We start from the raw sequence: 25,203 nt of genomic DNA, 5'->3' as shown, positions 1-25,203 counted from the left end.
GGTGATTGGTGATTGGTGATTGGTGATTGGTGATTGGGCATTGGGCATTGGGCATCCCTTCGGCTTCGCTCAGGGCAAGTGGGCATTGGGTTATTCATCTTCCCCTGCCTCCCCTGCCTCCCCTGCCTCCTTTAAGGTAGTAAATAGAAAAAATTATCAACAATCTTTGTAAAAGGGATTTTAGCGCAAAACAGACGATTGGGGTAGTTTAGAAATGAATGATTGATAATATCTTGAATGTCTTGAATATCTTGAGGCGTGAGTTTTTATGACAAGTGCGGTTAAAACCCCCTACAGTAGCGAACAAATTACGGTTTGGTTACGTGGACTACTAACTATTGCTTGGGCTGATGGTAATTTTGATGCCCAAGAACAGGAGTTAATTAACAGCATTACCAAAGATGAATTAGCCCCTTGTCTTAACTGGACTTCATTAGAGATAATTACACCTGAAGAATTAGCTGCTATGTTGGGTAAAGGTACAGCAGTTGGGGAAAATTTCTTGCGGACAGCGGTGATGGTGGCGATCGCTGATGGAACATATTCTCCCAGCGAAGAAGAAATTTTACACAAGTTTTGTCAAGCTTTGGAATTAGACACCCAAGCCCTCACAGCTTTACGTCACACATTGGAACATCCCAAACAAGTACAAGAAACCACCCTACACCCACCAGATATATTGCACCCGCTTCGGGATTGGTTAGACGGGTTAGAAATTCATGATCCTAGAGTGGCCAGATTTTTATGTAAAATGATTCCTTCCCAGTGTCCTTTTGAAAGAGATGTCACCCTATTTGGTAAAAAAATAGTCCATATTCCCCCAATGTGCAAAATCAACCCATTGTATGAACAATTAGTAGGTTTACGCTTCCGCGCTCTTTCCTACCTTGCTGATGAATGTCAGGAGGATGTTTCACAGTATATTTAGGCATTAGTTATTAGTTATTAGTCATTGGTCATTGGTTGTTGGTTTGGTGAGATAATTGGGTAGTTGTCATTAGTTATTGGTTATTAGTTATTAGTTATTGGTCATTGGTCATTGGCTGTTGGTTTGGTGAGATAATTGGGCAGTTGTCATTAGTCATTGGTGATTAGTCATTAGTTGGGTCAAATAATGGGGAATGGGAGGTTTCAGGAATTACGGGTATATCAGCTTTCAGAAAAATTAGCTGATAACATCTGGAAAATTGTTAATGAATGGGAGTCACTACCGCAAAACACCATAGGTAAACAGATCATCCGTTCAGCAGATAGCATTGGTGCGAATATCGCAGAAGGTGTAGGAAGAGGGAGCTATGCAGAAAATCGGCGTTTTATTAGAATAGCGCGAGGTTCATTATATGAGACGCAACACTGGCTAAGAAGAGCATATAACCGTAACCTATTAACCGATGAACAGGTAAACAAATTAAAAGTTACCATAGATGACTTAGCGCCCCAATTAAACGCCTACCTAAAATCTATTGGTCGACTCTCCAATAACCAATAACCAATAACCAATGACTAATAACCAATAACCAATAACCAATAACCAATAACCAATAACCAATAACCAATAACCAATGACCAATAACCAATAACTAATAACTAATAACTAATTATGCAATTTATCGATCAAGCAGTAATTGAAGTTCAAGCCGGTAAAGGTGGCGATGGTATCGTCGCTTTTCGCAGAGAAAAATACGTTCCCGCCGGTGGTCCTTCTGGTGGTAACGGAGGAAAAGGTGGTTCAGTGATTTTTGTTGCTGATACCAACTTACAAACCTTATTAGACTTTAGATATAAACATATATTTAAAGCAGAAAATGGAGAACGTGGTGGTCCTAATAATTGTACAGGTGCTAATGGCAAAGATTTAATTATTGAAGTTCCCTGTGGTACTGCCATTTATGATGGAGAAATGGACGCTTTGTTATGTGATTTAGTTGAACCTGGACAACGTTTTCGGGCTGCTGAAGGTGGCAAAGGTGGTTTAGGAAATCAACATTTTTTAAGTAACCGTAACCGCGCCCCAGAATACGCCTTACCTGGTTTAGAAGGAGAACATAAAGTTTTACGTTTAGAGTTAAAACTGTTAGCAGAAGTGGGAATTATTGGTTTACCAAATGCTGGTAAATCAACTTTAATTTCTTCCTTATCTGCTGCACGTCCGAAAATCGCTGATTATCCTTTTACAACTCTTGTTCCTAACTTGGGAGTAGTGAAAAAACCCACTGGTGATGGTACTGTATTTGCAGATATTCCCGGTTTAATTGAAGGTGCTTCGCATGGTGCGGGTTTAGGTCATGATTTTTTACGTCACATTGAACGCACTAGGGTTTTATTACATTTAATTGATGCCACAAGTGAAGATGTAATTGGTGATTTCCATACCATTCAAGAAGAACTAAAAGCCTACGGTAGAGGTTTAGCTAAACGTCCGCAAATTTTGGCATTAAATAAAATTGATGCTGTGGATAGGGAAACTGTTGATTTGGATGATTTAGCTAAACAATTAAATCATCTTGCTTTAGCGCCTGTTTTCATTATTTCGGCTGTTACTCGCGCTGGTTTGGATGCCATGTTACAGGAAATTTGGCGGGTGGTTGATGAAGTTAATGCGCTGGAAGCTGCGGAGGTTGGAGTTTAATTGATGTAGGGATTTTGTTGAGTCAATGTCCGCAAAAGCGGACTAATTTTTATTATTTTTGTAATTATTTGGAAACAATTAGTAAGGAGTAATATTGTTAGCAGAATCTTTTCCACAAGCAGCATCCAGACATTTACAAGATGCAAAAATATTATTAGATAAGCAACGATGGGATAATGCAGTATATCTTGCGGGTTATGTCGTCGAATTATTAGTTCATGCTATGTCTCCGAGTGTGCGAGAAACCGCAAGATATAGTGAATATGATGAATTTAAGTTAAAAGCATATCAAGTTTTTACAGAAAACTACTACTATGAAAATAATGAAGTTCCAAATTTAGGAGATGATGAAGCACCTTTTACACCTGTTAAACTTCCTTTACAAGATGGATTACAAGGAGATATTTCTTTATTCATTCGTGATGAAAATGACGGTGAAATTATACGCTTACAAGACTTGATTAATTTGATGACAAATGAAGATTATCAAACAATTGCCAAAAGGCTTTGTTTAAGATTAAATAAGAGACTTAACAAAATAGAAGAGGAAATAATATGAGTAATTTTGATAAACAAAGACTCCTAGAATTGATGGCTGGTATAGCACCAGGAAAAGGAACAGCAGAAACCGAAAGTAATGATGATGCTGTTTTTCTCAAAAACTTTCTGCCTATTCCTAACTATCGCCAAGTTTTAGAAAGAGATACACTTTTAATATTAGGAGGAAAAGGAGCAGGTAAAACCGAATTATTTCGTTTATTAGCCATTCCTTCAGGACGAAAAATACTCGTAGAAAATTTAAGAATGTTTGTGAATTAGCCTGTTTTTTATTTCTAATCCAGTCTCCAGCAAAATAACCTGCCAAAACACTAACTATTGCTGGAATTGTACTATATAATCCTTCTGGATCTCCCATAAAATTAAACCCATCACCTTTATATAAATGTGGTTTGGGAATAATTAACCTGTCAATAAATGCGCCAAAATTACCTTCCCGTGTCAGCACTCCTGCACCATAACCGGGAACAGGAACATATATCATTGTTAACCAATAAAAGATGAGTAAAACTCCTGCTAATATCCATTGACTTTTGCGGGGTAATTTTAAAACTATCAAAGATGCAAAAAGGTAAGTTAAACCTATTCTTTGCAATACCCCCATCAAGCGGAGACTACTAAAGTCAAAAGTCCAAACACCTTTATTCCAAAAGCCGTTAAGTAGTAATCCTAATACAAAGAGAATAGCAGCGCGGCGCAGAATACGTAAGTAAACAGTTTTGGTAGGTTTGTTATCAGCGGTGTACTTTGATAAAGAGAAATTCATTGCTACACCAACAATGAATAGAAAGAAAGGAAATACTAAATCAGTGGGTGTACAACCGTTCCAGTCCGCATGATCTAAAGGGGGATATTTAGCCTCTGCGACTCCCGCCATATTGACAAGAATCATACCCGCAATGGTAATACCACGAAAAACATCAAGTGAAGTCAGGCGCATAAGCGAAATAGTTTTTTTTGATGAATATTAACCCTACCCCGCTTAATGCGCGTTATCAAGAAAAATGTATAAACTTGGTTAGAAGGTAAAATTTTGTTAATAAATCACCATACAAGGCATTTGCTCAATACAAAAAACCTGAAATTACTTAATTTGCCTAGAAGACATAGATTGTGTGCGTATATTAACGATTGTCAAGTACAAATTTAGTTTAAACTAGAAATTGAATCACTTTGCCTCAAAAATGGAACCACCGCAGCTAGTTCAATCTGGAAAACTCCATACGAGCCTAACAGTTGACATTGATGGCTCGTTGCTTCCGTTTGACAAATTCCGCAAAGCCCAAGAAGAATTAGCAAATATATTACATGAAGTGGATCAGCGTCTGAGTGAAAAAAAACGTCCATCTGTAAATTGGGTTGTTTCATCTGTCACCAGTGGTAGTGTTCACCTAACAATAGAGGGTGTAACTACTGATCGTGTAGCGATGGCAGCAATAGCTGAAGTTGTTACTACAGTAGAAACAGGAATTGCTACTCTTGAGGAATATCCTAAACGGCCACCTTTCTTTTCAGATCGAGCATTAGAAAGTGCTAGGTGTTTAGCTGGTTTAATTGGCGAAGATATATTAACTATTCAGGTAGGAGCTAATTCAAAAAAAGTTAATCTCACACAACATTTAGTTGCCAATGTGGATGAACTTATAGGCGCTCATTATAAAAGTTTTGGTTCTGTAGAAGGTGTTCTTAAAGCTATAGATTTAAGCCGAAAGCCTTTATTCAGAATTTATGATCTACTTACTGGCAAAGGTGTAAAATGCCATTTCATGCCAGAAAATATTGACTCTGTAAAGGATGCTCTTGGCAAAAGAGTATCTGTGTATGGTCTGATCCGTTCTAGGGAAGATGGACAAAAAGTTAGTGTAGAAGTTGAAGAAATGGAAGTTTTTCCAAGTGAGATAGAGCTTCCCCGCATTAAAGATATTATTGGTATTTTAGGAGGCGAAGATTGAAAAAGTCATCCAAGCCTCGTCATTACTGGGATTCATGTACTTTTTTAGCTGTGCTTAAAAATGAAAGTGATAAAATCAATGAATGCCTTTCAGTCATCAAAGCTGCTGAAGCTGGCGAAATTATCATTGTTACCTCTGCATTAACATTTATAGAAGTTATTAGGTTGGAGAAAGGTAAACCTAAACTTTCTAAGGATGTTGAGGAAAAAATACGTTCTTTTTTCAGGCATGAATGGATTTATGTGTATGATGTAGATAGAAAAATTGGAGAATTAGCCAGAGATTTAATGTGGCAATATGAAAGTTTAAAACCCAAAGATGCTACTCATGTAGCCACTGCTATACAGGCTAAAGTGGATGTTTTAGACACTTTTGATGATGGATTGCTCAAACTTTCTGGCTTGATAGGCGATCCTCTTTTACCTATAAAAAGACCTTATTGGCCAAATCAACTAGAACTAGAACTTTTTGATGAAATATAACTAATGCTGAGAATACCAAATGACAAATAATTAGTTAATGTAGATTTGTTAAGCCATTATTAATAGCCACCATGTCTATCAAAGTTGGAGATACTGCACCTGATTTTAGTCTACCCTCTCAAGACGGTTCTACCGTCAGTTTAAAGGATTTTCGCGGCAAAAAGGCTGTCGTCCTTTACTTTTATCCCAAAGACGACACCCCTGGATGTACTGCGGAATCTTGCGCTTTCCGAGATCAATATGAAGTATTTAAAGCTGCTGGTGCTGAAGTCATTGGCGTAAGTGGTGACTCTAGCGAATCTCATCAGAAGTTTGCAGCTAAGTACAATTTACCTTTTACTCTTTTGAGTGATAAAGGCGACAATGTTAGAAAACAATATGGTGCAACTACTGCTTTTGGTTTTATCCCCGGCCGGGTAACTTACGTAATAGACCAAAACGGCATTGTTAAATCTGTGTTTGATTCCATGTTTAACTTTAAAGGTCACGTTGAGGAAACCTTGAAAATGTTACAACAGTTGGCTGCAAGGTAAAAGGGAACAGGGAACAGGGAACAGGGAAGATTAAACTCTTTACCGTCACCTGTCACCTGTCACCTGTCACCTGTCACCTGTCACCTGTCACCTGTCACCTGTCACCTGTCACCTGTCACCTGTCACCAGAAATCAAACTTTAGACTTTTCTGGTACAGCAACGTTGGCGGTTTTGCCGTTCTTACCGTTAGTTTGTCCGTTAGTGTTAGGGTTGCGGGGTTGAATCACGCCATAACCGCCGTGGTTACGTTCATAAATAACGTTGATTTCTCCTGTTTCGGCGTTACGGAACATATAAAAGTCATGTCCTACAAGTTGCAGTTGTTCTTGCGCTTCTGCAACTGTCATCGGAGGCATGGAAAAATACTTAGTCCTGACTACTTCTCCTGGTAGTTCAGGAGTGCGATCGCCGATTAAATCTGCTACTGGTTCGGCAACTACGGCTTCATTAGTTGGTATAGGCTGGGTTTTGTGTTCTTGTCTTCTTTCTTTGTATTTTCGCAGTTGACGGGATATTTTATCAGCAACTAAGTCAATACTTGCATATAAGTTCTCGCTGCTTTCCTCCGCACGGATGACGTTACCATTAGCATAAATAGTGACTTCAGCCGCTTGTCTAGTATTAATTCGCGGATTGCGAGCTACACTTAAATGGACATCTACTTCATTCGTAATGTTTTGAAAGTGACTAACTGCTTTTTCAATTTTTTGATGCACATATTCTCGAATTGCATCGGTAATTTCAATATTTTTGCCGTGGATGACAAGCTTCATGTAAACTCTCCCGCTAAATATTTAGCTAAATATTTATTTGATGTGAATGGGTTTTGTATGTACAGAGATTGCGGTAAGGTCTATCACTGCCGCCAATACAAATTCTGAACTGCTTTTAATGTAAGGCTTTTGTATTCGGTTCTCAGGTTGTCGCATCTTAACTATAAGTACCTCTAGCTTCGATTTACTTTCTTAAAGACTGGTATCCAATTGCTTGCCAGGCGATTGGATCTGCAAAGAAAAACTCTCGCTCAATTATTATTAGCTGTTCTGTACCTGCTTTCTCAGTTTAAGCAACTTTTATTTACAATTCTAGAAGTAGCTCCTTTTGTAATTCTTCTGTTGGCTTGCTATTTCTATATCTTGATTGTGCCAGCCTCAATAGAAGTTTTGATTCTGATCGATGTCAACAACTTCTGAAGATACCATCAGCCATTGCATTTCTTTTGTTTTGGCGTGATGCTTATTGCAGGTAACTCCTCCTATCACCATTGAGGTTATATATTCAAAGTAGCACTTTTTTGTGGATAAAGTTTATTTCGTTGACTTTCCTTTAAGATCCTTTGCATTGCTTGACATTTGTTGACCCAATTCTTACTTTTTTGCAACATATATTCAGAGAATAGGGGACTGGTGATTGGTGATTGGTGATTGGTGACTGGGGGTTATCTCCGCTACTTCCCCTACTTCCCCTACTTCCGCTACATTCTGCCTTCTGCCTCCTCTCATTGATTTTTTCTATGATCCATACTCATACACATCACAAGCACCGCTGTTTTTTGTATAACAAAGAATTAATGCCTTATGTAGATGCTCTTGAATGGCAGCGATCGCTACTTAAAGAACGCATCAACAACCCCGATCTCGAAGATGTACTCATCTTGCTGGAACATCCGCCAGTTTACACTTTAGGACAAGGTGCAAACCCGGAATTTCTCAAATTTGACCTTGACAACAGTGAATATAATGTGCATCGAGTTGAAAGAGGTGGCGAAGTTACTTATCATTGTCCTGGGCAACTGGTAGGGTATCCAATCTTAAATCTGCAACGTTATCGTCAAGACTTGCATTGGTATTTGCGCCAACTTGAGGAAGTATTAATTCGTGTTTTAGCAAATTATGGTTTACAGGGAGAACGCATTCCTGGTTTTACAGGTGTGTGGTTAGAAGGAAGGAAAGTGGCAGCCATAGGCATTAAAGTTAGTCGTTGGGTGACTATGCACGGTTTTTCTTTAAATGTTTGTCCTGATATGACAGGATTTAATCGCATTGTACCCTGTGGTATTACTGATAAGCCTGTTGGCAGTTTAGCAGAATGGATTCCCGGTATCAAATGTTTAGAAGTCCGTTCTTGTATAGCTCAGTCATTTTCCGAGGTTTTTGGCGTGGAATTAATAGATTGCCATTATCAATAATACACTAGCAGTCAGTATTAATGCTATACCAATAGCTAGATAAATAGCATTATAACCATACATGGATTAATTCTTGTATAAGAAAACACTGATTGTGTAGCAATGCTGTTCGGTTAAGGATTTTTGTAGATTTTTTTAGGTTGGGTTTACCGTGTGGAAACCCAACAAACCCTTGTAAATGTTGGGTTTCGTTCCTCAACCCAACCTACGTTATTTCGTTGTTTTGGGCTTAACCAAAAAGTATTGGATTGTGTAGAGTATGTGTGATCTCAGTAAAGCTATGGAGAAATTCCATAAATTTTCTGAGAAGATTCTGAGAAGATTATGATCTAGGTTACTTTTAAATTAAAGCAGAAATGGTAAAATTTTTACTTGGGTGTTGGTTGCGTTGGTGTTTAGTGATAAGTTTAAGTTGCTGCCTATTAGCTAGTTGTAGTGTGAATCCTAGTGTGGGAAAAACTCTGCGAGTAGCGACTGAACCAGCATTTCCACCGTTTGAGTTTCAACAGAATGGGGGAGAGTTACAGGGTTTTTCTATTGATTTAATGAAAGCGATCGCAACTGCGGCTAATTTCCAGATAGATTTTCAAAGTTTACCTTTTGATGGCATCATTCCCGCACTGCAAGCTAAAACCGTAGATGTGGCTATTAGTTCAATTACCATAACTCAAGAAAGGTCAAAAACTGTAGATTTTTCTCGTCCTTATTTTAAAGCTGGGTTAGCGATAGCTATTCGCACAGATAACCAAGAAATTAATAGTTTTGAAAGTCTACAAAATAAAAAAATTGCCGTTCAAATTGGTACAACAGGAGCAGAAACAGCTAAAACTGTACCTGGGGCGCAAGTGAGCAGTTTTGATTCTGCACCGTTAGCATTACAAGAATTACTAAATGGAAATGTAGACGCAGTTATTAACGATGCACCTGTTACATTATACGCCATTAATACAGGTAATCTCCAAGGAATCAAAGTCATACAACAATTACTCACCGAGGAATTTTACGGAATTGCTACTGCTAAAAATTCCCCTTATTTATCTTTAATCAATCAAGGTTTAACAAAAGTATTAAAAACCGGAAATTATCAACAAATTTACCAAAAATGGTTTAAGTCAACACCGCCAGTATTACCAGAAAAAACACTATTTGCAAATCAAAAAGCCCCTAATGTAAATTCTTTAGGCTTAATATTGCAATCATTACCGAATTTATTAACTGGTGTTTTGGTGACATTGCAACTAGCAATTATATCAGTTTTCTTTGGTTTAATTGGTGGTTCACTCATAGGAATTATTCGCCTTTCGGCAATTAAACCTGTGCAATGGTTAGCCAGGACTTATATAGATTTTTTCCGAGGTACACCTTTATTAGTGCAGATTTTTATGATTTACTTTGGTATACCTGCACTTTTGCAAGAATTGGGTTTTACTTTATCATTAAATCGTCTTGTTGCGGGAGTCATGGCTTTAAGTTTAAATAGTGCTGCTTACATTGCAGAAATTGTTAGGGCTGGGATTCAATCAATAGAAATTGGACAAACAGAAGCAGCCAGATCACTGGGTTTAAATTCTGTACAAACTATGCGTCATGTAATTTTTCCCCAAGCCTTTCGGCGCATGATTCCCCCTTTAGGTAATGAATTTATTAGTTTATTAAAAGATACCAGTTTAGTAGCGGTAATTGGTTTTGAAGAACTGTTTAGAAAAGGACAGTTAATAGTTGCAGAAAATTATCGCGCCTTTGAAATTTACGCAGCGGTAGCGGTGATTTATTTATGTTTAACCTTGGTTTCTTCTCAAGCTTTTAGTCGGTTAGAAGCGTGGATGAATCCGGGAAAAAAGCCAAATGTAAAGATTTAATAATTGATGAATTATTCAGGAGTCAGGGTAATACAGCCGTTTCCTAAGTTATGAGGTACAAGGCTAACAGGCAGGATGCCTGTTCCACAAGGGTTTTATGATTTCCGTTTGTACCTCACTAAGATGAAATATGCTGTAAGTAGAACGACGGGAAAAAACCAAAGTATCTAAAGAAAAGTAAATTAATCTAAAAACCTCTTCTCTCTTGCATGAGTGCCTCTTGCCTTGTCATAACGACAATTTTTAACGCCTACCTACTTAGTTGTCAGTTGTTACGATTTTTGAAACAAGAAGATGATTTTCCCTAACTCTAGTCTAAATTAATAAAAAGTTAGGGGTAAACCCGTACACAGGATAATGTTCCCAGATATTCGAGACTATCAAATTCTCTTTCTCAGTGTATTCCTGATTTTAGGAATTGGCACAAGAGATTGGACATTGCGGCCGGAGTTGATTTTAATTGCGATCGCCACTTGTCTAGTCACACAATGGATATTGTCATTATTCATTAGTCATTGGTCATTAGTAACTACCACGGCAAATGACAATAAGTTAACATTTAATTTCCGTAGTTCTTTAATTACTGCTTTAGGACTTAGTTTACTACTACGGGCTGACCATTGGACAACTATGGTTTTAGCCGCAACAACAGCAATAAGTAGCAAATTTATCTTTAAAATAGGTGATAAACATTTCTTCAACCCTGCCAACTTTGGTATTATTTCCGCCTTATCCCTCACTTCTGATGCTTGGGTTTCTCCTGGACAATGGGGGGATGAATGGTGGTATGGACTATTATTTTTTGGTACAGGAGGAATGATTTTACAAAAAGTTGGTCGTTGGGACACCACAGCAGCTTTTTTAAGTGCATATTCCCTACTGGAAGCTGTGCGTAATATTTGGCTAGGTTGGACTTGGGATGTTTATTTACATCGGTTAATGAGTGGTTCTTTAATACTGTTTGCATTATTTATGGTGACAGATCCCCGATCTATTCCTAACGCTCCCATCGGTCGTATAATTTGGGCAGTTTGTATTGCCATTTTTACGTTTATTTTGCGGAATTATTTCTTTCTTTCTACCGCAGTTTTTTGGGCTTTATTTGTCCTTGCGCCGTTAACTGTTTTCCTAGATATTATTTGGTTTAGTCCGAGATTTTTTTGGCAGCAAGAAAATTAGCAGTTTAGGAAAATGGGGAGCTAGAGGAGTAGGGGAGGTAGGATAAGTTAATAACCCAATCACCAATCACCAATCACCTATCACCAATTACCAAAACAATGAAAAAAATTCGTTTATTCATTCCCTTAATCATAGCACTTTTCGCTGTTTTATCTTTTGCCCCTACAGCTTTAGCTTTTTGTGGTTTTTATGTTGCTAAGGCTGATACTAAATTGTATAACCAAGCTTCTCAAGTAGTCATGGCGCGAGATGGTAATAAAACAGTATTAACAATGGCTAACGATTTTCAAGGAGATGTGAAAGATTTTGCAGTTGTCGTACCTGTACCCACAGTTATCAAAGAGGAACAAGTGCGGGTTGCTCAACCTAATATTGTTGAAAGATTAGATGCTTTTAGCGCCCCTAGATTGGTAGAATATTTTGATGAAGATCCTTGTTCTCCACAAATAAGACCACAGTCAATGTTAGCACCAACTGCTGCTGCCAGAGGTGGAAGTTCTGAAGAAAAAGCAATGGCAGATAACAGTTTGGGTGTGACTGTTGAGGCGCGGTTTAATGTGGGTGAATATGATATTTTGATCCTCAGTGCTAAAGAATCTAATGGTTTGGAAACTTGGTTAAATCGCAATGGTTATAAAATTCCCAGAGGTGCAAATCAATTATTAAAACCTTACATTCGTTCCTCTATGAAGTTCTTTGTTGCTAAAGTCAATTTAGATAAATTTGAGGAATCTGGTTATCAATTTCTTAGACCTTTACAAATTGCTTATGAATCACCCAAGTTTATGTTACCCATTCGTTTGGGTATGATTAATGCTAATATTGAACAAGATTTGATTGTTTATATTCTCTCACCTCAAGGACAAGCAGAAGTTACGAACTACCGCACAGTAAAAATTCCTTCTAATATGAATATTCCTGTGTTTGTGAAAAACGAATTTGGGGATTTTTATAAATCTATGTTCCAAACTTTTTATACCAAAGAAGATAAAAAAGTAGCATTTTTAGAATATGCTTGGGATATGGGTAATTGTGATCCTTGTTCTGCTCAACCTCTGAATACTGAAGAACTTAAACAAGCTGGTGTGTTTTGGTTAGATAATAATGGTAATAACAATAATAGAATCGCACCAGGTTTTGGTTTTCCGTTTTCTAATAATAATGTTTACATCACTCGTTTGCACGTCCGCTATACTCGCAATAAGTTCCCTGAAGATTTGATGTTTCAAACAACTTCTAACCGGGAATCTTTTCAAGGACGTTATGTGTTACAACATCCGTTTACAGGTAATTTACAATGTTCTGCGGGGAGAGAATATAAACGTTCGTTATCCCGACGGTTTGAACAAGAAGCACAAACTTTAGCACAGTTAACGAATTGGAATATTCAAAACATTCGTCAAAAAATGAAACTGACTGTGGGAAATATCTCAACTTCTTGGTGGGAAAATTTCCTGATGTTTTTAGGATTATAAACTATTCTCTCAGACTTTTTTCAAAGTTTTAGTTTGTGAGTTGAAGAACTGGGTTATCCCCCTAACCCTTATCTAAAAAAGGGGGTTCAATAATGGACAATTGACAATGAACAATTGACAATGACCTCTCCCTGAAAGGAAGAGGATTGAAAAAGTGGATTTTTTTTGATTTTTTCCCCTTGAAAGGGGAGGTTTTAAACCTTGAATGAAACAATTGTCAATTATCAATTATCAATTATCAATTATCAATTATCAATTATGTTGCAGTGGGTGGTAATAGTAATTTAGGTGTAGGTGAAAATATATATCAAAGTTCAGGAACAGGTTTAGGGTTAACTTATGGAGAAGTGGAAAAATTCCAACGTGGTTGGATGTATAGTAATGGACATAGAAAGAATATTCTTTTACCAGAATATAAAAAGTTTGGTTATGGCATAGCCAGGGGAAAAGATGGTAGTATTTATGCAGTGCAAATGTTTAGTAATTAATTTTTAGGAGTCAGGAGTCAGGAGTCAGGAGTTCTAACAGTAAGAATAAATACTAATGACTAATGACTAATGACTAATAACTAATAACTAATAACTAATGACCAATAATGTGAGATATCCTGATAAATGATAGAGATTGGCTTAAAGAAGTAGAATGAAACTGGCAGCAAGAGTAAGTCAGGTGACACCCTCGATCACCTTAGCGATCGCAGCTAAAGCTAAGGCCATGAAAGCTGAGGGTATTGATGTTTGTAGTTTTAGCGCGGGAGAACCGGATTTTGACACACCAGCACATATCAAAGCAGCCGCAGCTAAAGCTTTGGAGGAAGGAAAGACAAAGTATGGACCTGCTGCTGGTGAACCTAAGTTAAGGGAAGCGATCGCCAACAAGCTAAAAAGCGATAATGGTCTTGATTATAAAGCAGAGAATGTTTTAGTTACCAATGGCGGTAAGCATTCTCTTTACAATTTGATTGTGGCATTAATTGATCCAGGTGATGAGGTAATTATCCCTGCACCCTATTGGTTAAGTTATCCCGAAATGGTGACATTAGCTGGTGGTAAGTCGGTAATAGTCAATACAGATGCTTCCACAGGCTACAAAATCACCCCAGAACAACTGAAAAAGGCAATTACCCCAAAAACTAAGTTATTTGTCCTTAACTCCCCTTCTAACCCCACAGGGATGGTGTACACACCAGAGGAAATTAAGGCTTTAGCTAAGGTAATTGTTGATGCTGATATTTTAGTTGTTTCTGACGAGATATACGAAAAGATTCTCTATGATGGTACTGAGCATATTAGCATTGGTTCTTTGGGTGCGGATATTTTTGCCCGGACTTTGATCAGTAATGGTTTTGCTAAGGGTTACTCAATGACTGGGTGGCGCTTGGGTTATTTAGCTGGACCCTTGGAAATTATTAAAGCAGCAAGTACCATTCAAGGACATAGTACATCTAATGTGTGTACCTTTGCTCAATATGGGGCGATCGCTGCTTTAGAAAGTTCCCAAGACTGTGTAGAGGAAATGCGTCAAGCTTTCGCTAAACGTCGTCAAGTGATGTATGACAGACTTAACGCTATTCCGGGGTTAAGTTGTCCTAAACCCGACGGTGCTTTTTACCTATTCCCTGATATCAGCAAAACCGGTTTGAAGTCTTTGGAATTTTGCAACGCTTTGTTGGAAGAATTGCAAGTTGCTGTTATTCCCGGTGTGGCTTTCGGTGCTGATGATAACATTCGCCTTTCCTATGCTACGGATATGGCAACTATAGAAAAGGGGATGGATCGGTTAGAGAAGTTTGTGAGATCAAAGATATGAGGTGACAGGTGACAGGTGACAGTTAAGAGGGAATAGGGAATAGGTGACAATGAGAAGGGTATAGTAGAGGAAAAATAAATTATTGCTCCTGTAACTCCCAAACTCTTGTCAGGTTTTAGCATTGCTAAACCCCTACTCAACTCCTTCTGTCATTCTGTCACCTGTCACCTGTCAACTGTCACCTATTCACTGTCACCTGTCACCTGTTCCCTGTCACCTATAAAATGTCATATTTTTGACATTGGGCAATGAGTTTGGCTTTGATGAGCGATCGCACGTTTTCCGGTGAAACTATTTCACAGTTTTCTCCATAACGCAACACTTCCCGCACCAACCAAAAAGGGTTTGACACTTTTCTCACCACTTGACACACATCTCCTACAACTTCGTTACTGATATCATTGGGTTTTGCTTCATAAGCTTTTACCATTCCACCATAAAAGTGTAAGTGTACTTTTAGGGTATCTAGCCCTTCATGCCGCCATTGTCCGTTTACTGGGACAACACCTTTGATTCTATCCAGACGTAAACAACGGTTGTGTATTAGTTCTGGAAAGTCAGGTTTGACAATATCTTGAGTTTCATCACACCAAATATTTAAGTAAAAACGCTTCTCTTCAAAAGCTATTTCTGCATAACGCACTGTAAATGACACATCCTGTCCTTGAGAATTGGTATAGAGTAAGTGAAATGGTTGTTGATTTTGGCGAAATTGATCGGCAAGTATGCGCCATGCTTCCGTCGGTTGACTGACTTGTTGAAGTAGTAATTGACGCATCGGTAGTTCAAGTTGTCCGCGTTCTAGTAACAAACTAGAGACAGTTTGCGCTTGTTCAATAAAACCGGAATCCTTGAGTATTCCTATAGCTTGCTGGAGTGCGGTTACTTGTGTGGAGTTGAGGGTGAAAGGTTCAGCAACTTCAAACTCTTTTTGGGCGATCGCCACCAGTAAACCAGAGATACTGGGAGATTTTCCCCAGAAGATCCGCAATTTGCGGGCGATTTCTTCCAGCTTTTCCTTTGTCCCAGCCGGAATTGACAGTGTAATTGTTTCTTTTTTCCTATTCATCTAAAAAGTGTAACTACATTATTGACATATTGCTGATTTACAGTTATTGTATCTGTATACCAGGGCAAGAAAAACTTTTATGAAAGAAAACTTAGCTGATCGTATGCTTGAAGTAATGTCAGATGCTTGCTGGCATTCTACAGATGAGTTAGTAGAGAAAGTGAGTCATCGCTTTTCTGCAACTATGCACGTTTTGAAAAAGCGTGGTTATCAGTTTGAAAAAAGACCTACTCATGGTCAAAAGTATGAGTATAGATTAGTAAAAGAGTCAAGAGCGATCGCTTCGCTTACTACAGGTAACACTTAAAAACCATTGATGAGGATTGGGGGGTAGTTTTTCCTACTCCCATTTCTGGAAAATAGGAGTTATTGAGGTCAAAAACTATGATCGATAATTTACTTTCTCGAATTTCCAATGAAAAACTGACACCATTGGTGGCAGAAATTGGTTAGATTCATAATTTAGTCATTTTATAAAAGTGTAACAATGGCAGATGGAGATGATCAAATGCAAAACAATACTCCCACAATTATGGAACTTCAAGAATTATCCTCACAAATTCCTGAGAAAATACCTTACCTAAAAATGTTAGTTTTATTTGGTTCTAGAGCAACTGGTAAAACTAAAGCTAATAGTGACTGGGATTTTGCGGTTTTATGTGATGAAGAAAAACGTCATAATTACATAGCAAATAATATTGGTCGTTTATTTGAATTGCCAATAGTGATTGGTGAAGTTTTGCACATAAATCCTGACATTATAGATATTGTAGAACTAAATCAATGTTCTTGGTTAATTGCTCATTTTGTGGCACGGGATGGAATTGTGTTATATGAAAAAATACCTGGAGAATTTAACAATTTTCGAGTAAATTCATTAAAACCTAAATCAGAGTTAAGACAATTTCGCCAAGAACAACACCGAATTATTGAACAAGAGTTAAATAAGTGGGGAGCATGAGTAATATAGATTCTGAAATAGTTTTATCAAGACTAAGGTTAATTACCAAATATTACAATACCTTAGAAGAATTTCGTTCTCTGAGTCTTGATGAATTTTTAGCTGATTTTCGTCAACAACTAATCGTAGAAAGATTATTGCAATTAATGACTCAAGCTGCAATAGACATCAATGATCATATCTTATCAAAACTCAATCCTGGAAAAACATACACTAATTTTGAGGCTTTCATTGAATTGGGTAAATATCAAATTTTGACTCCTGAACTAGCAAAACAAATTGCACCATCATCAGGTTTAAGAAATCGTTTGGTTCATGAATATGATGATATTGATCCAAATCAAGTTTTCAAGGCAATTAGTTTTGCCTTACAGCAATATCCGCTTTATGTTAGACAAATCAACTCTTATTTAATTACATTGGAAGAAGAAAATGAGTAAACGCGGTCGGCTTTTAAATCGTCCTCCTAAATCCTTAGAGGAAATTTATTTCAGCGAAATTCGCCCCCAGCTTTATGAAAATCATGCACATCATCATCAATATGGTGTGAGAAAAGGTACAACTCTAGCAGAACATTTAGACTCCGCTTGTCAGTTCATTTTAACAGTCAGCCGTATAGCACAAGTAGCAGAAGATAAACGACCTTTATTATTAGCTGCAACTGCTGTTCATGACCTCAATAAATTAGATCCTCAAGAACGAAAAGTCAAAACCTTAGCTAGAGATAAAGACTTTTTAAAAGAAGAATTAAAAAAGGCTTGTGTTCTGAGCTTTGTATCCACTGAGGATGATTTAGAATTAGTTAGAAGACTAATTGAACGCCATTCAGGTCACAGTGCCAGTGATGGTGCTAGATTTTTACCAGAAGACCCAAATATTGAACGTTGGTCGGCAATGTTAATTGCTGCTGATTTGTTTGATTTAGGTATTCCAGATGCGCTAAGATTTCGCAAAATAGAAACAGAATTAACCGTTGCTTTTGGCAGAAAATGTAATCTCTTTCGAGTACGTTTATCAGAAGATAAAGGTTATATTACATCCCTGTTACTGGGTGCTTGTGAAGAAGTTTTACAAAAGTATGGCTTTCATCCCATCGCAATTTTTCCAGATAGTGAACTGTTTGCAGGTGGAAATTTACCAAATGTAGATTTAACCAAAGAAATCGCTGCTATTTGGCAAAATAAAATTGATCAAGTTTTTGGTAATAATATTGAAAAACTTGTCAGACCTACTAAAGATGGTATCAAAGTTACTCATCAAGCTATTCAACAAAATATTGATGAAGTTTTAGTCAATATTCAGGCTCTTTTAGAAAAGAAAAAAGCTGGTTATAAATCCGATAAGATTGCTAAAGATGTCAGTAAATGGGGTGATAATGCTGGTGAAAATGCAATCAAAAAATCTGCTGAACTAGGATTATTACCTGTAAGTAGTGCAGAAGAATTTGCTATATCCGAAGGTTTGAAAGCAGCTTATTTGAGTTATAGAGAAGCAGGTTTAAATCCTAAAGAAGTTTGGGATAAAATCGCCCATCATACTGGAATTTCTGAACATCAACGTCTGGCACTTGAACCATTTAATGGTCAGTATGGACGACCTTTATTTGCAGCAAAAGCCGCTATTAATGGCATTGAAGGTATTAACGAAGCTCTCAAAGAGTCTTTCCAATTAAGAAATCAAAGTACACAAACTTCTGAAGAAATAGAAGTATCTGAAGAAATGATTTTAGCAGTTAACAGAATGGTAAATTTACCTTTTGCTACTCAGCTAATTGGAATTAATGAATTAGATGCTTATGTAGAAGCTAATCCTAGACAAAGATGTTCTTTAGGTGCTACATCCAGTGAAATAGATGAATTAATTTCCGCAAATATGCCTCCTGGAACAAAAGTACAGGCGTTTTCTAATCGTTTACCAGGTGGTATTAGTGCTGAACCAAAAAGACAAGCAGATTCTATTGCTGCGTTAGCTTATCAACTAATGACAGTGGGTGCTAATTTTCCTAAAGTTAGCAAACAAGAACCTCTTTATTTACATTTAGCATTACCAAAAGGTTCTGCTCCTGAACTTTTGAGAATTTGGCGCAAATTTATAGAACAGCTTGCACATACAAATGCTGAGGGTGGTCCTGTTACTGTTGATCAATTACAACTTTATCGAGATTACAAACTTGAATTTAAAGCTAATAAAGTAGTTGGTGCAGCATTACCTAAACGACCAGATTTTATTCATACATCTGTGATTAGTGCTTTAGTTTGGGGAGATGTTAATGCTTCTTTGGCTTTACTAAAATCACTGAGATTAGGATTAGAAATATCTTTATCTTTAGATATTGGTTTTCCTTTTACTTTAAGCAGCAATATGGAGGTAGATTTATTTGATGATGTCTATGGCAGAGTTGAAGGTATTCCTGCTGCACTGCAACCTTTACTGGGAAATGGACAATATAAACGTTTTAAGAATAAAAAAACTCAGGAAGATAGGAATATTCTCAGTGCAGAAGAAATTCTTGAAAGATTACGTTGTCTTGGAGAATTAGCAATATCTGTTGCCAGCATTCAGAAATCTGATGATTGTTTGTATGATTTGGCTCGTACTTGTGATAGACCAATTGAACTTTACTTTGTTTTATTACGTTGGATTTTACGAGAACAAGATGAACCAAATTTGAGTGTTATTTGGAGTCGAATTTGTCAGCCTTTAAATACATTAATGGAGAGCCTTATGCCTAATGATAATTCACTTTTAACTAAGTATTTGAAAGAAGCTGCTCAAATAGCAGCAGAAGCTAATCTCAAGGGAAGTTCTTTCAAACGTACATCTTTAACAGAACCATTTACTGCTTTTACTTCAGCAGTTCGTTCACATAAACCTTATATGGATTTAGAGTTTATGTTTGCAGCTTTAGCTCAAAAATATCATAATCGCCTAGACCGTATCCGTGAATATAGAGTAGGTGCAACAAAACATGAACAAGTGAAGGAGTATTACGAAGTTTTGAAAAAGCTTTATCAAGAAATTTACCAAGGTCGTCCTGAAAAACTTCTATCTGATCAAAGAAATCTTGAAGCTGCATATTTATTTTTTTGGCAAGAGGCATATCAGCAGCTACCAAAAAATAAATCTGAAGATGATTCTGAAGATTGATAAATACAAACAAAATTAATTCATTAGGAGATAATTATGTCACTTGAAAAACTTAACACAGTTCTTGCTGCTGGTTATGAAAACTTTCCGAAAGGTCGATTTATTTCTCTAGTAGTTTTGAGAACAACTCATTCTGAAACAATATTTCGTACAGAAGGTTCTGGTGAACCAATGTCTAGCGAGTTTGTACAAGCTGGATTAACTGATGAAACTATTATTCCTCGTTTGGTAATGACTAAACGCAAACAAATAGCTCCCGAACGTAGATATGGACGCGAATTTTTACGATCACATAATCTTCTATACACAAAAACAGTTAAGGATCAGGGAGAGGTTGTTTGTTCATTGAATACAAATAAACCATGTGAAATGTGTATAGATTGTTTCCTTTATGGCTTTGCTGCTGGTGGTGGTGGCGCACAGAAAAGTCGTATTTGGACTGAAGATGCTTTTAGTGTTTTACCTGCTAACGATATTTTAGGAACTCGCACTATTAACGCCATTTACGAAAATGGCACAATGAGGTTAAAACGAGAAGAAGATACAAAAGCATCACAATCTCTTATACCAGATGGTGAATACATCAAACCAGGAGTTCATTTTTTAGATGTTGTCACCCTGAAAGATGTAACTGCTGATGAACTGCGGTACATTGTTGGAAATATTCTTTTTACCAGTCGTTATGGTGCAGTTTCCAGTCGTGTAGGAAGAATGGAAAATCAAATATTAGGTGTTTTTGGCAGTATTACCGAATTACCTAGCTCTTTGGAACTTGTACAAGCTACCTATGATGCTTTAGGTGAACCTTTAGAACATCCTTTAAATATTAATCGAGTCATCACAGCAACCAAACAAGTAATTACAAATTGGCAAAATAGAAGAGGGGTTTCTGTGCAATTATCTGATGAAGAATTAGCAAATTTAATTACTGATGTAGAAACCCATTGGTCAGAAGCAGAGCGTGATACCTTTCTCAAACGTTTAAGTCAATCCTATGAACCTTTCCGTCAGATACAACCTGAAAAAAACAAAGGTAAAGGTAAAGGTAAAAACAAAAATACTCAAGTTGAAGTAGAGAACTAAATTATGTCAACAATTCCTTTTTCACAGGCAAAACTTATTGAATTAAACTGTCTTGAACCAGTCTTTTTTGCCTCTAGGGAGTTGTCTGATACCTACTACACAGAAGGCGTATTAGGGAATTATGCTTTAACCTATGCTTTAGGTTGGGTAAATTCCCCCTATCGTCTCCAAGGTCAGGCTACAGGACGACCAACCTACAAAGAAGATTTCCAAGCAATAGCGTCATCTTGCTACATTTTACCAGCTTCACCAATAGGCAGAATTACATTTAGATTTGAAAGATTTAATGCTCTTTCTGATGCTTATTGGTATACCATGACTAATAATCGTGTAGCAACTGCCAGAGAAGATTTACCATTACAACGTCAAGGTAAAAAACCTAGTTCATTTAGAGCAAGTAATTTTCCCCAAACAGGAAGATTACGCATGATTGAAAGGGGTAATAAATTTCAAACATTAGTATTTGGAAATCAACAATTACCAGATTATATTCGCCTGGGAAAATTTGCTAGTAAAGTGAAAGTAAATGTTTTAAAAGATTTACCTATAACTTTACTCCCAGAAGGCGAATATAAAAGTCAACATTATCTAAATGTGGCAGATTTACCAACACAAATAGAAGTATTTGCTTTTGATTTAATCTCTATACCTCCTGCACCCATATTAAAAAATCTTCATTTTCGGGGCGCAGCTTGGCAAATTGGCGAAATGATTGTACCAGCAGGTTTACATTATTGTGGTAGAGAAAACGCAAATGAGTAATCAAAAATTAGTTATCAGGTTAGAAAATCGGAGTATTTCAGCTTGTGCATCTCCAGATGAATTATCTTTCATGGGTGAGAAACCACTACAACATCAAATTGATGTATTTGAAAAATCAAAAGATGCTGATATTATCCTTGATTTAGCACCTACTGGAACAGGTAAAACAAAAGCAGGACTAACAGTTTTATTACATCAACCTACAAAAAGTGCTGTTTATATTGCTCCAACTAATGCTTTAATTGAACAACAAACAGAAGCAGCACAAAAATTTATTAATGATGCCAAGTTACGTCATGTAGTTAAATCAGCTTCAGCTAAGGATATTAAAAATTGGCCTAGTGATAAAGTTGGCAATCGCCCAGGAGAAAAGCTATATAATGTTTTGCGAAATCCGGCAACTGTTTTTAGTGATGTTGGCGCTAATACACCGATTTTGCTAGTAACTAATCCTGATATTTTTTACTATGCAACTTTCTTTGCATACCACAGGTTAGATAAAGGTAATATTGCCAGTGGGTTTTACACTAAATTCTCTACGGTTATCTTTGATGAATTTCATCTTTATGACGCTAAACAGCTAGTAGGGATGTTATTTTACCTTGCTTATTCTCACATTTTTAAATTTTTCCAATATGGACGGAAAGTAGTATTATTGACAGCAACACCTGAACCAGCTTGTGAATTAGCATTAGAAAATTTACAAAGTGCAGGTGTGAGAATAGCAAAAATTGATGGAGAAGCAAATAATGGTGAGCTTTTACCTTCACAAACAGCAGTTAATTTAGAATTACGACCTAAACCAGACAATAAAGAAGAATGGTTAACAGAATTAGCAGCAGAAGTTGTTAAACGTTTTCAAGAAAAACCAAATGAAAATGGTGCAGTAATTCTTGATTCTCTGGATAATATTAATCGTCTCTCAGATTTACTAAAACAGCAAGGACTTAGTGAACATATTGGACGTATAACCGGACCCGCACCGAAAAAAGATAGACATAGTGCTATGCAACGTCAAATCATTTTAGCAACTAGCACTGTAGATGTAGGATTTAACTTTGAAAGATATCCTGAACCCACACGACAAAATTTAGACTGGTTGATTTTTTCAGCACGCGATCGCTCTGCATTTTGGCAGAGAATAGGTAGAGTAGGCCGTGTTTTAGGTAAGTCTAAAACTAACATTGATTCAGAAGCTATTGCTTACTTACCTGCTGAAGCATGGGAACAAGATATAACTTCTCTTGATACTAATGGTGGACGTGCAGCACTAAAAGAGATGTTAGATAAACTTCCTTGTTTAGATAAACCTTTCCTCAAAGTTTATTGGCATTCAGAAGCATCTTTAGAAATAGCACGTCCTTTATTAGAATTGGAAGAATTACTTGATAAAATACCTGGTGCTGAATTAATTCCCAACTTGTTTGAGACATTAAGACTAATTTTTGAAAGTAAACGGACTTGGGAAAAATGCCGCTACAGAATGAAAATTTTGCGAGGTGCAGAAGCTATTGCTGAAAAAACTATCCAAGAAATTAAAAAAGATTGGATAAGAATTAAAGGCCGTCAAGCGTTTATTAAACGATTTATCGAAGTAACATCACCTGAAGAATGGAATGATTTACAAGCTGGATTTACAACGATAGAAAAATATGAGGAGGAGTTTAGAAAGCAAGATGATATACTGGCTGATTTAAAAGAATTTGCTGAGATATTCAGTACCAGCTATGCACCTTTATTTAGTTTCCGCTATAGCTTATTTGACACTCTTCCGATTCGAGATCCACATGGATTTATTTTAGACGAATCTGAAGAAACACAATTAGATCCTTTTCACTTATTGCGGTATTATGAATTTTTCCAAAACGGTGAAGTTATAGAAATCCAAAGTCGTGCTAAGGAAATTTATAACATCAGTTTTAGAATGCGTTACCCTGATAGTAAACGAGGGTTTGCTAGTACAGAAATCAATAAACTAACAGCTTTTCGTAATTGTCAAGTTGTTCGTAAAATTGGAGATGCTATTAGACCAACACCTGCATTACAAATGTTATCAAAACATCTCTTACCAGGAGTAATTATTTGTCCCATAACTAATGCTGCTGTTATTTTTCAATTGCGTAAACAAGGAATTGTTTCTTATCCTATAACTATTGTTTGTAATGATGGTGAAAAAGAATATCAATTTTTCACAGGTTTATCGGGTATTTTAACCATTGCTATGAAATTTAAACAGTTACAACTTCCAGATGATGAAGTTTTGATTGCTTGATTTCATAACTGTAACAAGATTAAAACTAAGGAAAATTAGATCATGACCATTCTTGATCCGTCTCAATCTTATACCTTTAGCAAATATTTTGAAATGCACATTTCCCCTCAAGATTTTGCTCAAGAATTTGGCTATACATTCACTCGAAAACGTTTGAATTTACCCCAATATCCCGAAAATTTAGACCGATTACAAGAACTACAAGCAAGACTTGATGAAATTCTGCCATACTTTGATTTAGCTAACGAAACAAGTCGCCGAGAAGTATTAATTTCTCCCATCATTTTAGACTTAGTTCACTATACTAAATCAGAGGTAAGAATTGAGTATCAAATTAAAGTCACTGAACAATTACAAGGTTACTTTGATTATCTAATTAAAAATCGAAATAACCTCCTAGTAATTGAAGCTAAAAAAGAGGATTTGGATTATGGGATGACTCAACTCTTTGCAGAATTAATTGCGCTAGATCAATGGCAAGAAAATCCACAACAAACTCACATTATTGGTTCAGTTACCACTGGCAAAATATGGGAATTTGCTCAACTAGATCGCATTAATAAACATCTCATTCAAGGACTTGATAGTTATCGTGTTCCTGATGATTTAGACCCCCTAATGCGGATTCTAGTTCAAGCACTCATTTAGCGGTAAATATGCCTCCAGTTAGCCTGAGTCAAAATGTAAAAACGCGAGGAGAATATTACTATTTTGATGACCTCAAAAATGTAAAACTTTTTAAGTTGATGCAATACCGTTTTCGGAGCTAATTACTTACCAAAACCTTTACTACTCTTCCTTTTTTTAGGAGAGTGTAAAGGCATTAATTCAGTCATTAGACTACCACGATTTTGTAACATTAACTTACGATTTCGCTCCCGTTGATAAGTTGCTATTTCTTCTGCATGGGGATGATTCGGATCTATTTTGAGATGGGTAATAGATACTACATATTGTACTTTATCTTCACCTTCGGGATTATCGTTTTTGCTAACTAATCTGCACATAATCCCGCCTTCATCCCCAGAATAAGCTACCCAATTAACCTCAAATTCTTTCTCTGGGTTTACTATTTCTCCTCTTTTCTTCAACATTTTTATAAACTCTTTTCCTGCTTTGACTTTAATTGGCAAACTAGCTTCTAATTTTTTGGTGAGTTCCGTTGCTTCAAGATAATTATCAACTGTCATTTGCTTTACCATTTCTGCAATTTTTGTTACTTTATATAGTCTATACTCTAATTC

General features: G+C 36.7%; 24 protein-coding genes and 1 pseudogene. 21 read left to right on the top strand and 4 right to left on the bottom strand.

Annotated elements, in window-relative coordinates:
• Window positions 1–268: 268 nt before the first annotated feature.
• The 4 genes from IQ237_RS13405 to IQ237_RS26320 all read left to right on the top strand — a co-directional run bounded on the left by IQ237_RS13405 (window position 269) and on the right by IQ237_RS26320 (window position 3,188).
• Complete coding sequence (locus IQ237_RS13405) at window positions 269–928, top strand: Mo-dependent nitrogenase C-terminal domain-containing protein (RefSeq protein ID WP_194055895.1); 660 nt, start codon at window positions 269–271, stop codon at window positions 926–928.
• Window positions 929–1,114: 186 nt separating this feature from the next.
• Window positions 1,115–1,489: a four helix bundle protein gene (locus IQ237_RS13400; protein WP_194055893.1), complete on the top strand. Its 375-nt coding sequence runs from the start codon at window positions 1,115–1,117 to the stop codon at window positions 1,487–1,489.
• 111 nt (window positions 1,490–1,600) lie between these two features.
• Entirely contained in the window at window positions 1,601–2,629 is a 1,029-nt protein-coding gene (gene obgE / locus IQ237_RS13395; RefSeq protein WP_194055891.1) for a GTPase ObgE, read from the top strand.
• Between the two features lie 94 nt (window positions 2,630–2,723).
• Window positions 2,724–3,188, top strand: a complete 465-nt coding sequence (locus IQ237_RS26320; protein ID WP_228020221.1) for a hypothetical protein — start codon at window positions 2,724–2,726, stop codon at window positions 3,186–3,188.
• A gap of 231 nt (window positions 3,189–3,419) precedes the next feature.
• Here IQ237_RS26320 and IQ237_RS13385 read toward each other — a convergent pair.
• Window positions 3,420–4,127, bottom strand: a pseudogene (locus tag IQ237_RS13385) (acyltransferase family protein); the annotation flags it as partial.
• A 244-nt stretch (window positions 4,128–4,371) separates the two neighbouring features.
• Between IQ237_RS13385 and IQ237_RS13380 the strand changes: the two are divergent.
• From IQ237_RS13380 to IQ237_RS13370, 3 genes are all read left to right on the top strand, one after another.
• Entirely contained in the window at window positions 4,372–5,139 is a 768-nt protein-coding gene (locus IQ237_RS13380; protein WP_194055889.1) for a hypothetical protein, read from the top strand.
• Window positions 5,136–5,621 carry a PIN domain-containing protein gene (locus tag IQ237_RS13375; RefSeq protein ID WP_194055887.1) on the top strand — a complete coding sequence of 162 codons (486 nt, stop codon included), beginning with the start codon at window positions 5,136–5,138 and terminating at the stop codon, window positions 5,619–5,621. The genes IQ237_RS13380 and IQ237_RS13375 overlap by 4 nt, the downstream gene beginning before the upstream one ends.
• Before the next feature lie 71 nt (window positions 5,622–5,692).
• On the top strand, window positions 5,693–6,154 hold the full coding sequence (locus tag IQ237_RS13370; RefSeq protein ID WP_194055879.1) for a peroxiredoxin: 462 nt from the start codon (window positions 5,693–5,695) through the stop codon (window positions 6,152–6,154).
• Window positions 6,155–6,286: 132 nt separating this feature from the next.
• Here the strand turns inward: IQ237_RS13370 and hpf are convergent, their stop codons facing one another.
• Window positions 6,287–6,928, bottom strand: coding sequence for a ribosome hibernation-promoting factor, HPF/YfiA family (hpf, locus tag IQ237_RS13365; RefSeq protein WP_194055877.1), 642 nt, complete (start codon window positions 6,926–6,928; stop codon window positions 6,287–6,289).
• 740 nt (window positions 6,929–7,668) lie between these two features.
• On the opposite strand from hpf, the gene lipB reads away from it, so the two are divergent.
• The 6 genes from lipB (at window position 7,669) to IQ237_RS13335 (ending at window position 14,665) form a co-directional block, all read left to right on the top strand.
• Window positions 7,669–8,343 (top strand): lipoyl(octanoyl) transferase LipB, encoded by a 675-nt coding sequence (gene lipB, locus IQ237_RS13360; RefSeq protein ID WP_194055875.1) that lies wholly within the window; start codon window positions 7,669–7,671, stop codon window positions 8,341–8,343.
• Window positions 8,344–8,699: 356 nt separating this feature from the next.
• Window positions 8,700–10,202 (top strand): ABC transporter permease subunit, encoded by a 1,503-nt coding sequence (locus IQ237_RS13355; RefSeq protein ID WP_194055873.1) that lies wholly within the window; start codon window positions 8,700–8,702, stop codon window positions 10,200–10,202.
• Window positions 10,203–10,559: 357 nt separating this feature from the next.
• Complete coding sequence (locus tag IQ237_RS13350; protein ID WP_194055871.1) at window positions 10,560–11,381, top strand: RnfABCDGE type electron transport complex subunit D; 822 nt, start codon at window positions 10,560–10,562, stop codon at window positions 11,379–11,381.
• 98 nt (window positions 11,382–11,479) lie between these two features.
• A complete protein-coding gene (locus tag IQ237_RS13345) occupies window positions 11,480–12,856 on the top strand; it encodes a DUF2330 domain-containing protein (protein WP_194055869.1) in 1,377 nt (458 codons plus the stop codon).
• Window positions 12,857–13,122: 266 nt separating this feature from the next.
• The gene (locus IQ237_RS26915) at window positions 13,123–13,344 is read left to right on the top strand and encodes a CAP domain-containing protein (RefSeq protein ID WP_309225759.1); all 222 of its coding nucleotides are present in this window, start codon (window positions 13,123–13,125) and stop codon (window positions 13,342–13,344) included.
• Between the two features lie 154 nt (window positions 13,345–13,498).
• Window positions 13,499–14,665: a pyridoxal phosphate-dependent aminotransferase gene (locus IQ237_RS13335; protein ID WP_194055867.1), complete on the top strand. Its 1,167-nt coding sequence runs from the start codon at window positions 13,499–13,501 to the stop codon at window positions 14,663–14,665.
• A 217-nt stretch (window positions 14,666–14,882) separates the two neighbouring features.
• Here the strand turns inward: IQ237_RS13335 and IQ237_RS13330 are convergent, their stop codons facing one another.
• Window positions 14,883–15,734: a YafY family protein gene (locus IQ237_RS13330; protein ID WP_194055865.1), complete on the bottom strand. Its 852-nt coding sequence runs from the start codon at window positions 15,732–15,734 to the stop codon at window positions 14,883–14,885.
• A 103-nt stretch (window positions 15,735–15,837) separates the two neighbouring features.
• Here IQ237_RS13330 and IQ237_RS13325 point away from each other — a divergent pair, with 103 nt between their 5' ends.
• The 8 genes from IQ237_RS13325 (at window position 15,838) to IQ237_RS13290 (ending at window position 24,607) form a co-directional block, all read left to right on the top strand.
• Window positions 15,838–16,041, top strand: coding sequence for a hypothetical protein (locus tag IQ237_RS13325; protein WP_228020219.1), 204 nt, complete (start codon window positions 15,838–15,840; stop codon window positions 16,039–16,041).
• A 180-nt stretch (window positions 16,042–16,221) separates the two neighbouring features.
• Window positions 16,222–16,695 carry a nucleotidyltransferase domain-containing protein gene (locus IQ237_RS13320; protein ID WP_228020206.1) on the top strand — a complete coding sequence of 158 codons (474 nt, stop codon included), beginning with the start codon at window positions 16,222–16,224 and terminating at the stop codon, window positions 16,693–16,695.
• Complete coding sequence (locus IQ237_RS13315; protein ID WP_194055861.1) at window positions 16,692–17,135, top strand: DUF86 domain-containing protein; 444 nt, start codon at window positions 16,692–16,694, stop codon at window positions 17,133–17,135. Before IQ237_RS13320 ends, IQ237_RS13315 begins: the two co-directional genes overlap by 4 nt.
• Window positions 17,128–19,842, top strand: coding sequence for a CRISPR-associated protein Csc3 (locus IQ237_RS13310; protein ID WP_194055859.1), 2,715 nt, complete (start codon window positions 17,128–17,130; stop codon window positions 19,840–19,842). The genes IQ237_RS13315 and IQ237_RS13310 overlap by 8 nt, the downstream gene beginning before the upstream one ends.
• Window positions 19,843–19,878: 36 nt before the next feature.
• Window positions 19,879–20,925, top strand: a complete 1,047-nt coding sequence (gene cas7d, locus IQ237_RS13305; protein ID WP_194055857.1) for a type I-D CRISPR-associated protein Cas7/Csc2 — start codon at window positions 19,879–19,881, stop codon at window positions 20,923–20,925.
• A gap of 3 nt (window positions 20,926–20,928) precedes the next feature.
• Window positions 20,929–21,687: a type I-D CRISPR-associated protein Cas5/Csc1 gene (gene cas5d / locus IQ237_RS13300; protein ID WP_194055855.1), complete on the top strand. Its 759-nt coding sequence runs from the start codon at window positions 20,929–20,931 to the stop codon at window positions 21,685–21,687.
• Window positions 21,680–23,959: a type I-D CRISPR-associated helicase Cas3' gene (gene cas3 / locus IQ237_RS13295; protein WP_194055853.1), complete on the top strand. Its 2,280-nt coding sequence runs from the start codon at window positions 21,680–21,682 to the stop codon at window positions 23,957–23,959. The genes cas5d and cas3 overlap by 8 nt, the downstream gene beginning before the upstream one ends.
• A 42-nt stretch (window positions 23,960–24,001) precedes the next feature.
• Complete coding sequence (locus tag IQ237_RS13290) at window positions 24,002–24,607, top strand: type I restriction enzyme HsdR N-terminal domain-containing protein (RefSeq protein ID WP_194055851.1); 606 nt, start codon at window positions 24,002–24,004, stop codon at window positions 24,605–24,607.
• 122 nt (window positions 24,608–24,729) lie between these two features.
• Here IQ237_RS13290 and IQ237_RS13285 read toward each other — a convergent pair whose 3' ends face one another.
• A complete protein-coding gene (locus tag IQ237_RS13285) occupies window positions 24,730–25,149 on the bottom strand; it encodes a hypothetical protein (RefSeq protein ID WP_193943095.1) in 420 nt (139 codons plus the stop codon).
• Window positions 25,150–25,203 lie beyond the last annotated feature (54 nt).

Origin of the sequence: Sphaerospermopsis sp. LEGE 08334, from assembly GCF_015207205.1 — a bacterium.
In the GTDB taxonomy this organism is placed as follows: Bacteria; Cyanobacteriota; Cyanobacteriia; order Cyanobacteriales; family Nostocaceae; genus Sphaerospermopsis.
This window is presented reverse-complemented; position numbering and strand designations above follow the sequence as displayed.

What these genes read in the sequence shown, in the direction of transcription:
- IQ237_RS13405 (WP_194055895.1), top strand. Translation starts at nt 269, where the DNA reads ATGACAAGTGCGGTTAAAACCCCCTACAGTAGCGAACAAATTACGGTT.
- IQ237_RS13400 (WP_194055893.1), top strand. Translation starts at nt 1,115, where the DNA reads ATGGGGAATGGGAGGTTTCAGGAATTACGGGTATATCAGCTTTCAGAA.
- obgE (WP_194055891.1), top strand. Translation starts at nt 1,601, where the DNA reads ATGCAATTTATCGATCAAGCAGTAATTGAAGTTCAAGCCGGTAAAGGT.
- IQ237_RS13380 (WP_194055889.1), top strand. Translation starts at nt 4,372, where the DNA reads ATGGAACCACCGCAGCTAGTTCAATCTGGAAAACTCCATACGAGCCTA.
- IQ237_RS13370 (WP_194055879.1), top strand. Translation starts at nt 5,693, where the DNA reads ATGTCTATCAAAGTTGGAGATACTGCACCTGATTTTAGTCTACCCTCT.
- hpf (WP_194055877.1), bottom strand. Translation starts at nt 6,928, where the DNA reads ATGAAGCTTGTCATCCACGGCAAAAATATTGAAATTACCGATGCAATT.
- lipB (WP_194055875.1), top strand. Translation starts at nt 7,669, where the DNA reads ATGATCCATACTCATACACATCACAAGCACCGCTGTTTTTTGTATAAC.
- IQ237_RS13355 (WP_194055873.1), top strand. Translation starts at nt 8,700, where the DNA reads ATGGTAAAATTTTTACTTGGGTGTTGGTTGCGTTGGTGTTTAGTGATA.
- IQ237_RS13350 (WP_194055871.1), top strand. Translation starts at nt 10,560, where the DNA reads ATGTTCCCAGATATTCGAGACTATCAAATTCTCTTTCTCAGTGTATTC.
- IQ237_RS13345 (WP_194055869.1), top strand. Translation starts at nt 11,480, where the DNA reads ATGAAAAAAATTCGTTTATTCATTCCCTTAATCATAGCACTTTTCGCT.
- IQ237_RS13335 (WP_194055867.1), top strand. Translation starts at nt 13,499, where the DNA reads ATGAAACTGGCAGCAAGAGTAAGTCAGGTGACACCCTCGATCACCTTA.
- IQ237_RS13330 (WP_194055865.1), bottom strand. Translation starts at nt 15,734, where the DNA reads ATGAATAGGAAAAAAGAAACAATTACACTGTCAATTCCGGCTGGGACA.
- IQ237_RS13325 (WP_228020219.1), top strand. Translation starts at nt 15,838, where the DNA reads ATGCTTGAAGTAATGTCAGATGCTTGCTGGCATTCTACAGATGAGTTA.
- IQ237_RS13320 (WP_228020206.1), top strand. Translation starts at nt 16,222, where the DNA reads ATGGCAGATGGAGATGATCAAATGCAAAACAATACTCCCACAATTATG.
- IQ237_RS13315 (WP_194055861.1), top strand. Translation starts at nt 16,692, where the DNA reads ATGAGTAATATAGATTCTGAAATAGTTTTATCAAGACTAAGGTTAATT.
- IQ237_RS13310 (WP_194055859.1), top strand. Translation starts at nt 17,128, where the DNA reads ATGAGTAAACGCGGTCGGCTTTTAAATCGTCCTCCTAAATCCTTAGAG.
- cas7d (WP_194055857.1), top strand. Translation starts at nt 19,879, where the DNA reads ATGTCACTTGAAAAACTTAACACAGTTCTTGCTGCTGGTTATGAAAAC.
- cas5d (WP_194055855.1), top strand. Translation starts at nt 20,929, where the DNA reads ATGTCAACAATTCCTTTTTCACAGGCAAAACTTATTGAATTAAACTGT.
- cas3 (WP_194055853.1), top strand. Translation starts at nt 21,680, where the DNA reads ATGAGTAATCAAAAATTAGTTATCAGGTTAGAAAATCGGAGTATTTCA.
- IQ237_RS13290 (WP_194055851.1), top strand. Translation starts at nt 24,002, where the DNA reads ATGACCATTCTTGATCCGTCTCAATCTTATACCTTTAGCAAATATTTT.
- IQ237_RS13285 (WP_193943095.1), bottom strand. Translation starts at nt 25,149, where the DNA reads ATGACAGTTGATAATTATCTTGAAGCAACGGAACTCACCAAAAAATTA.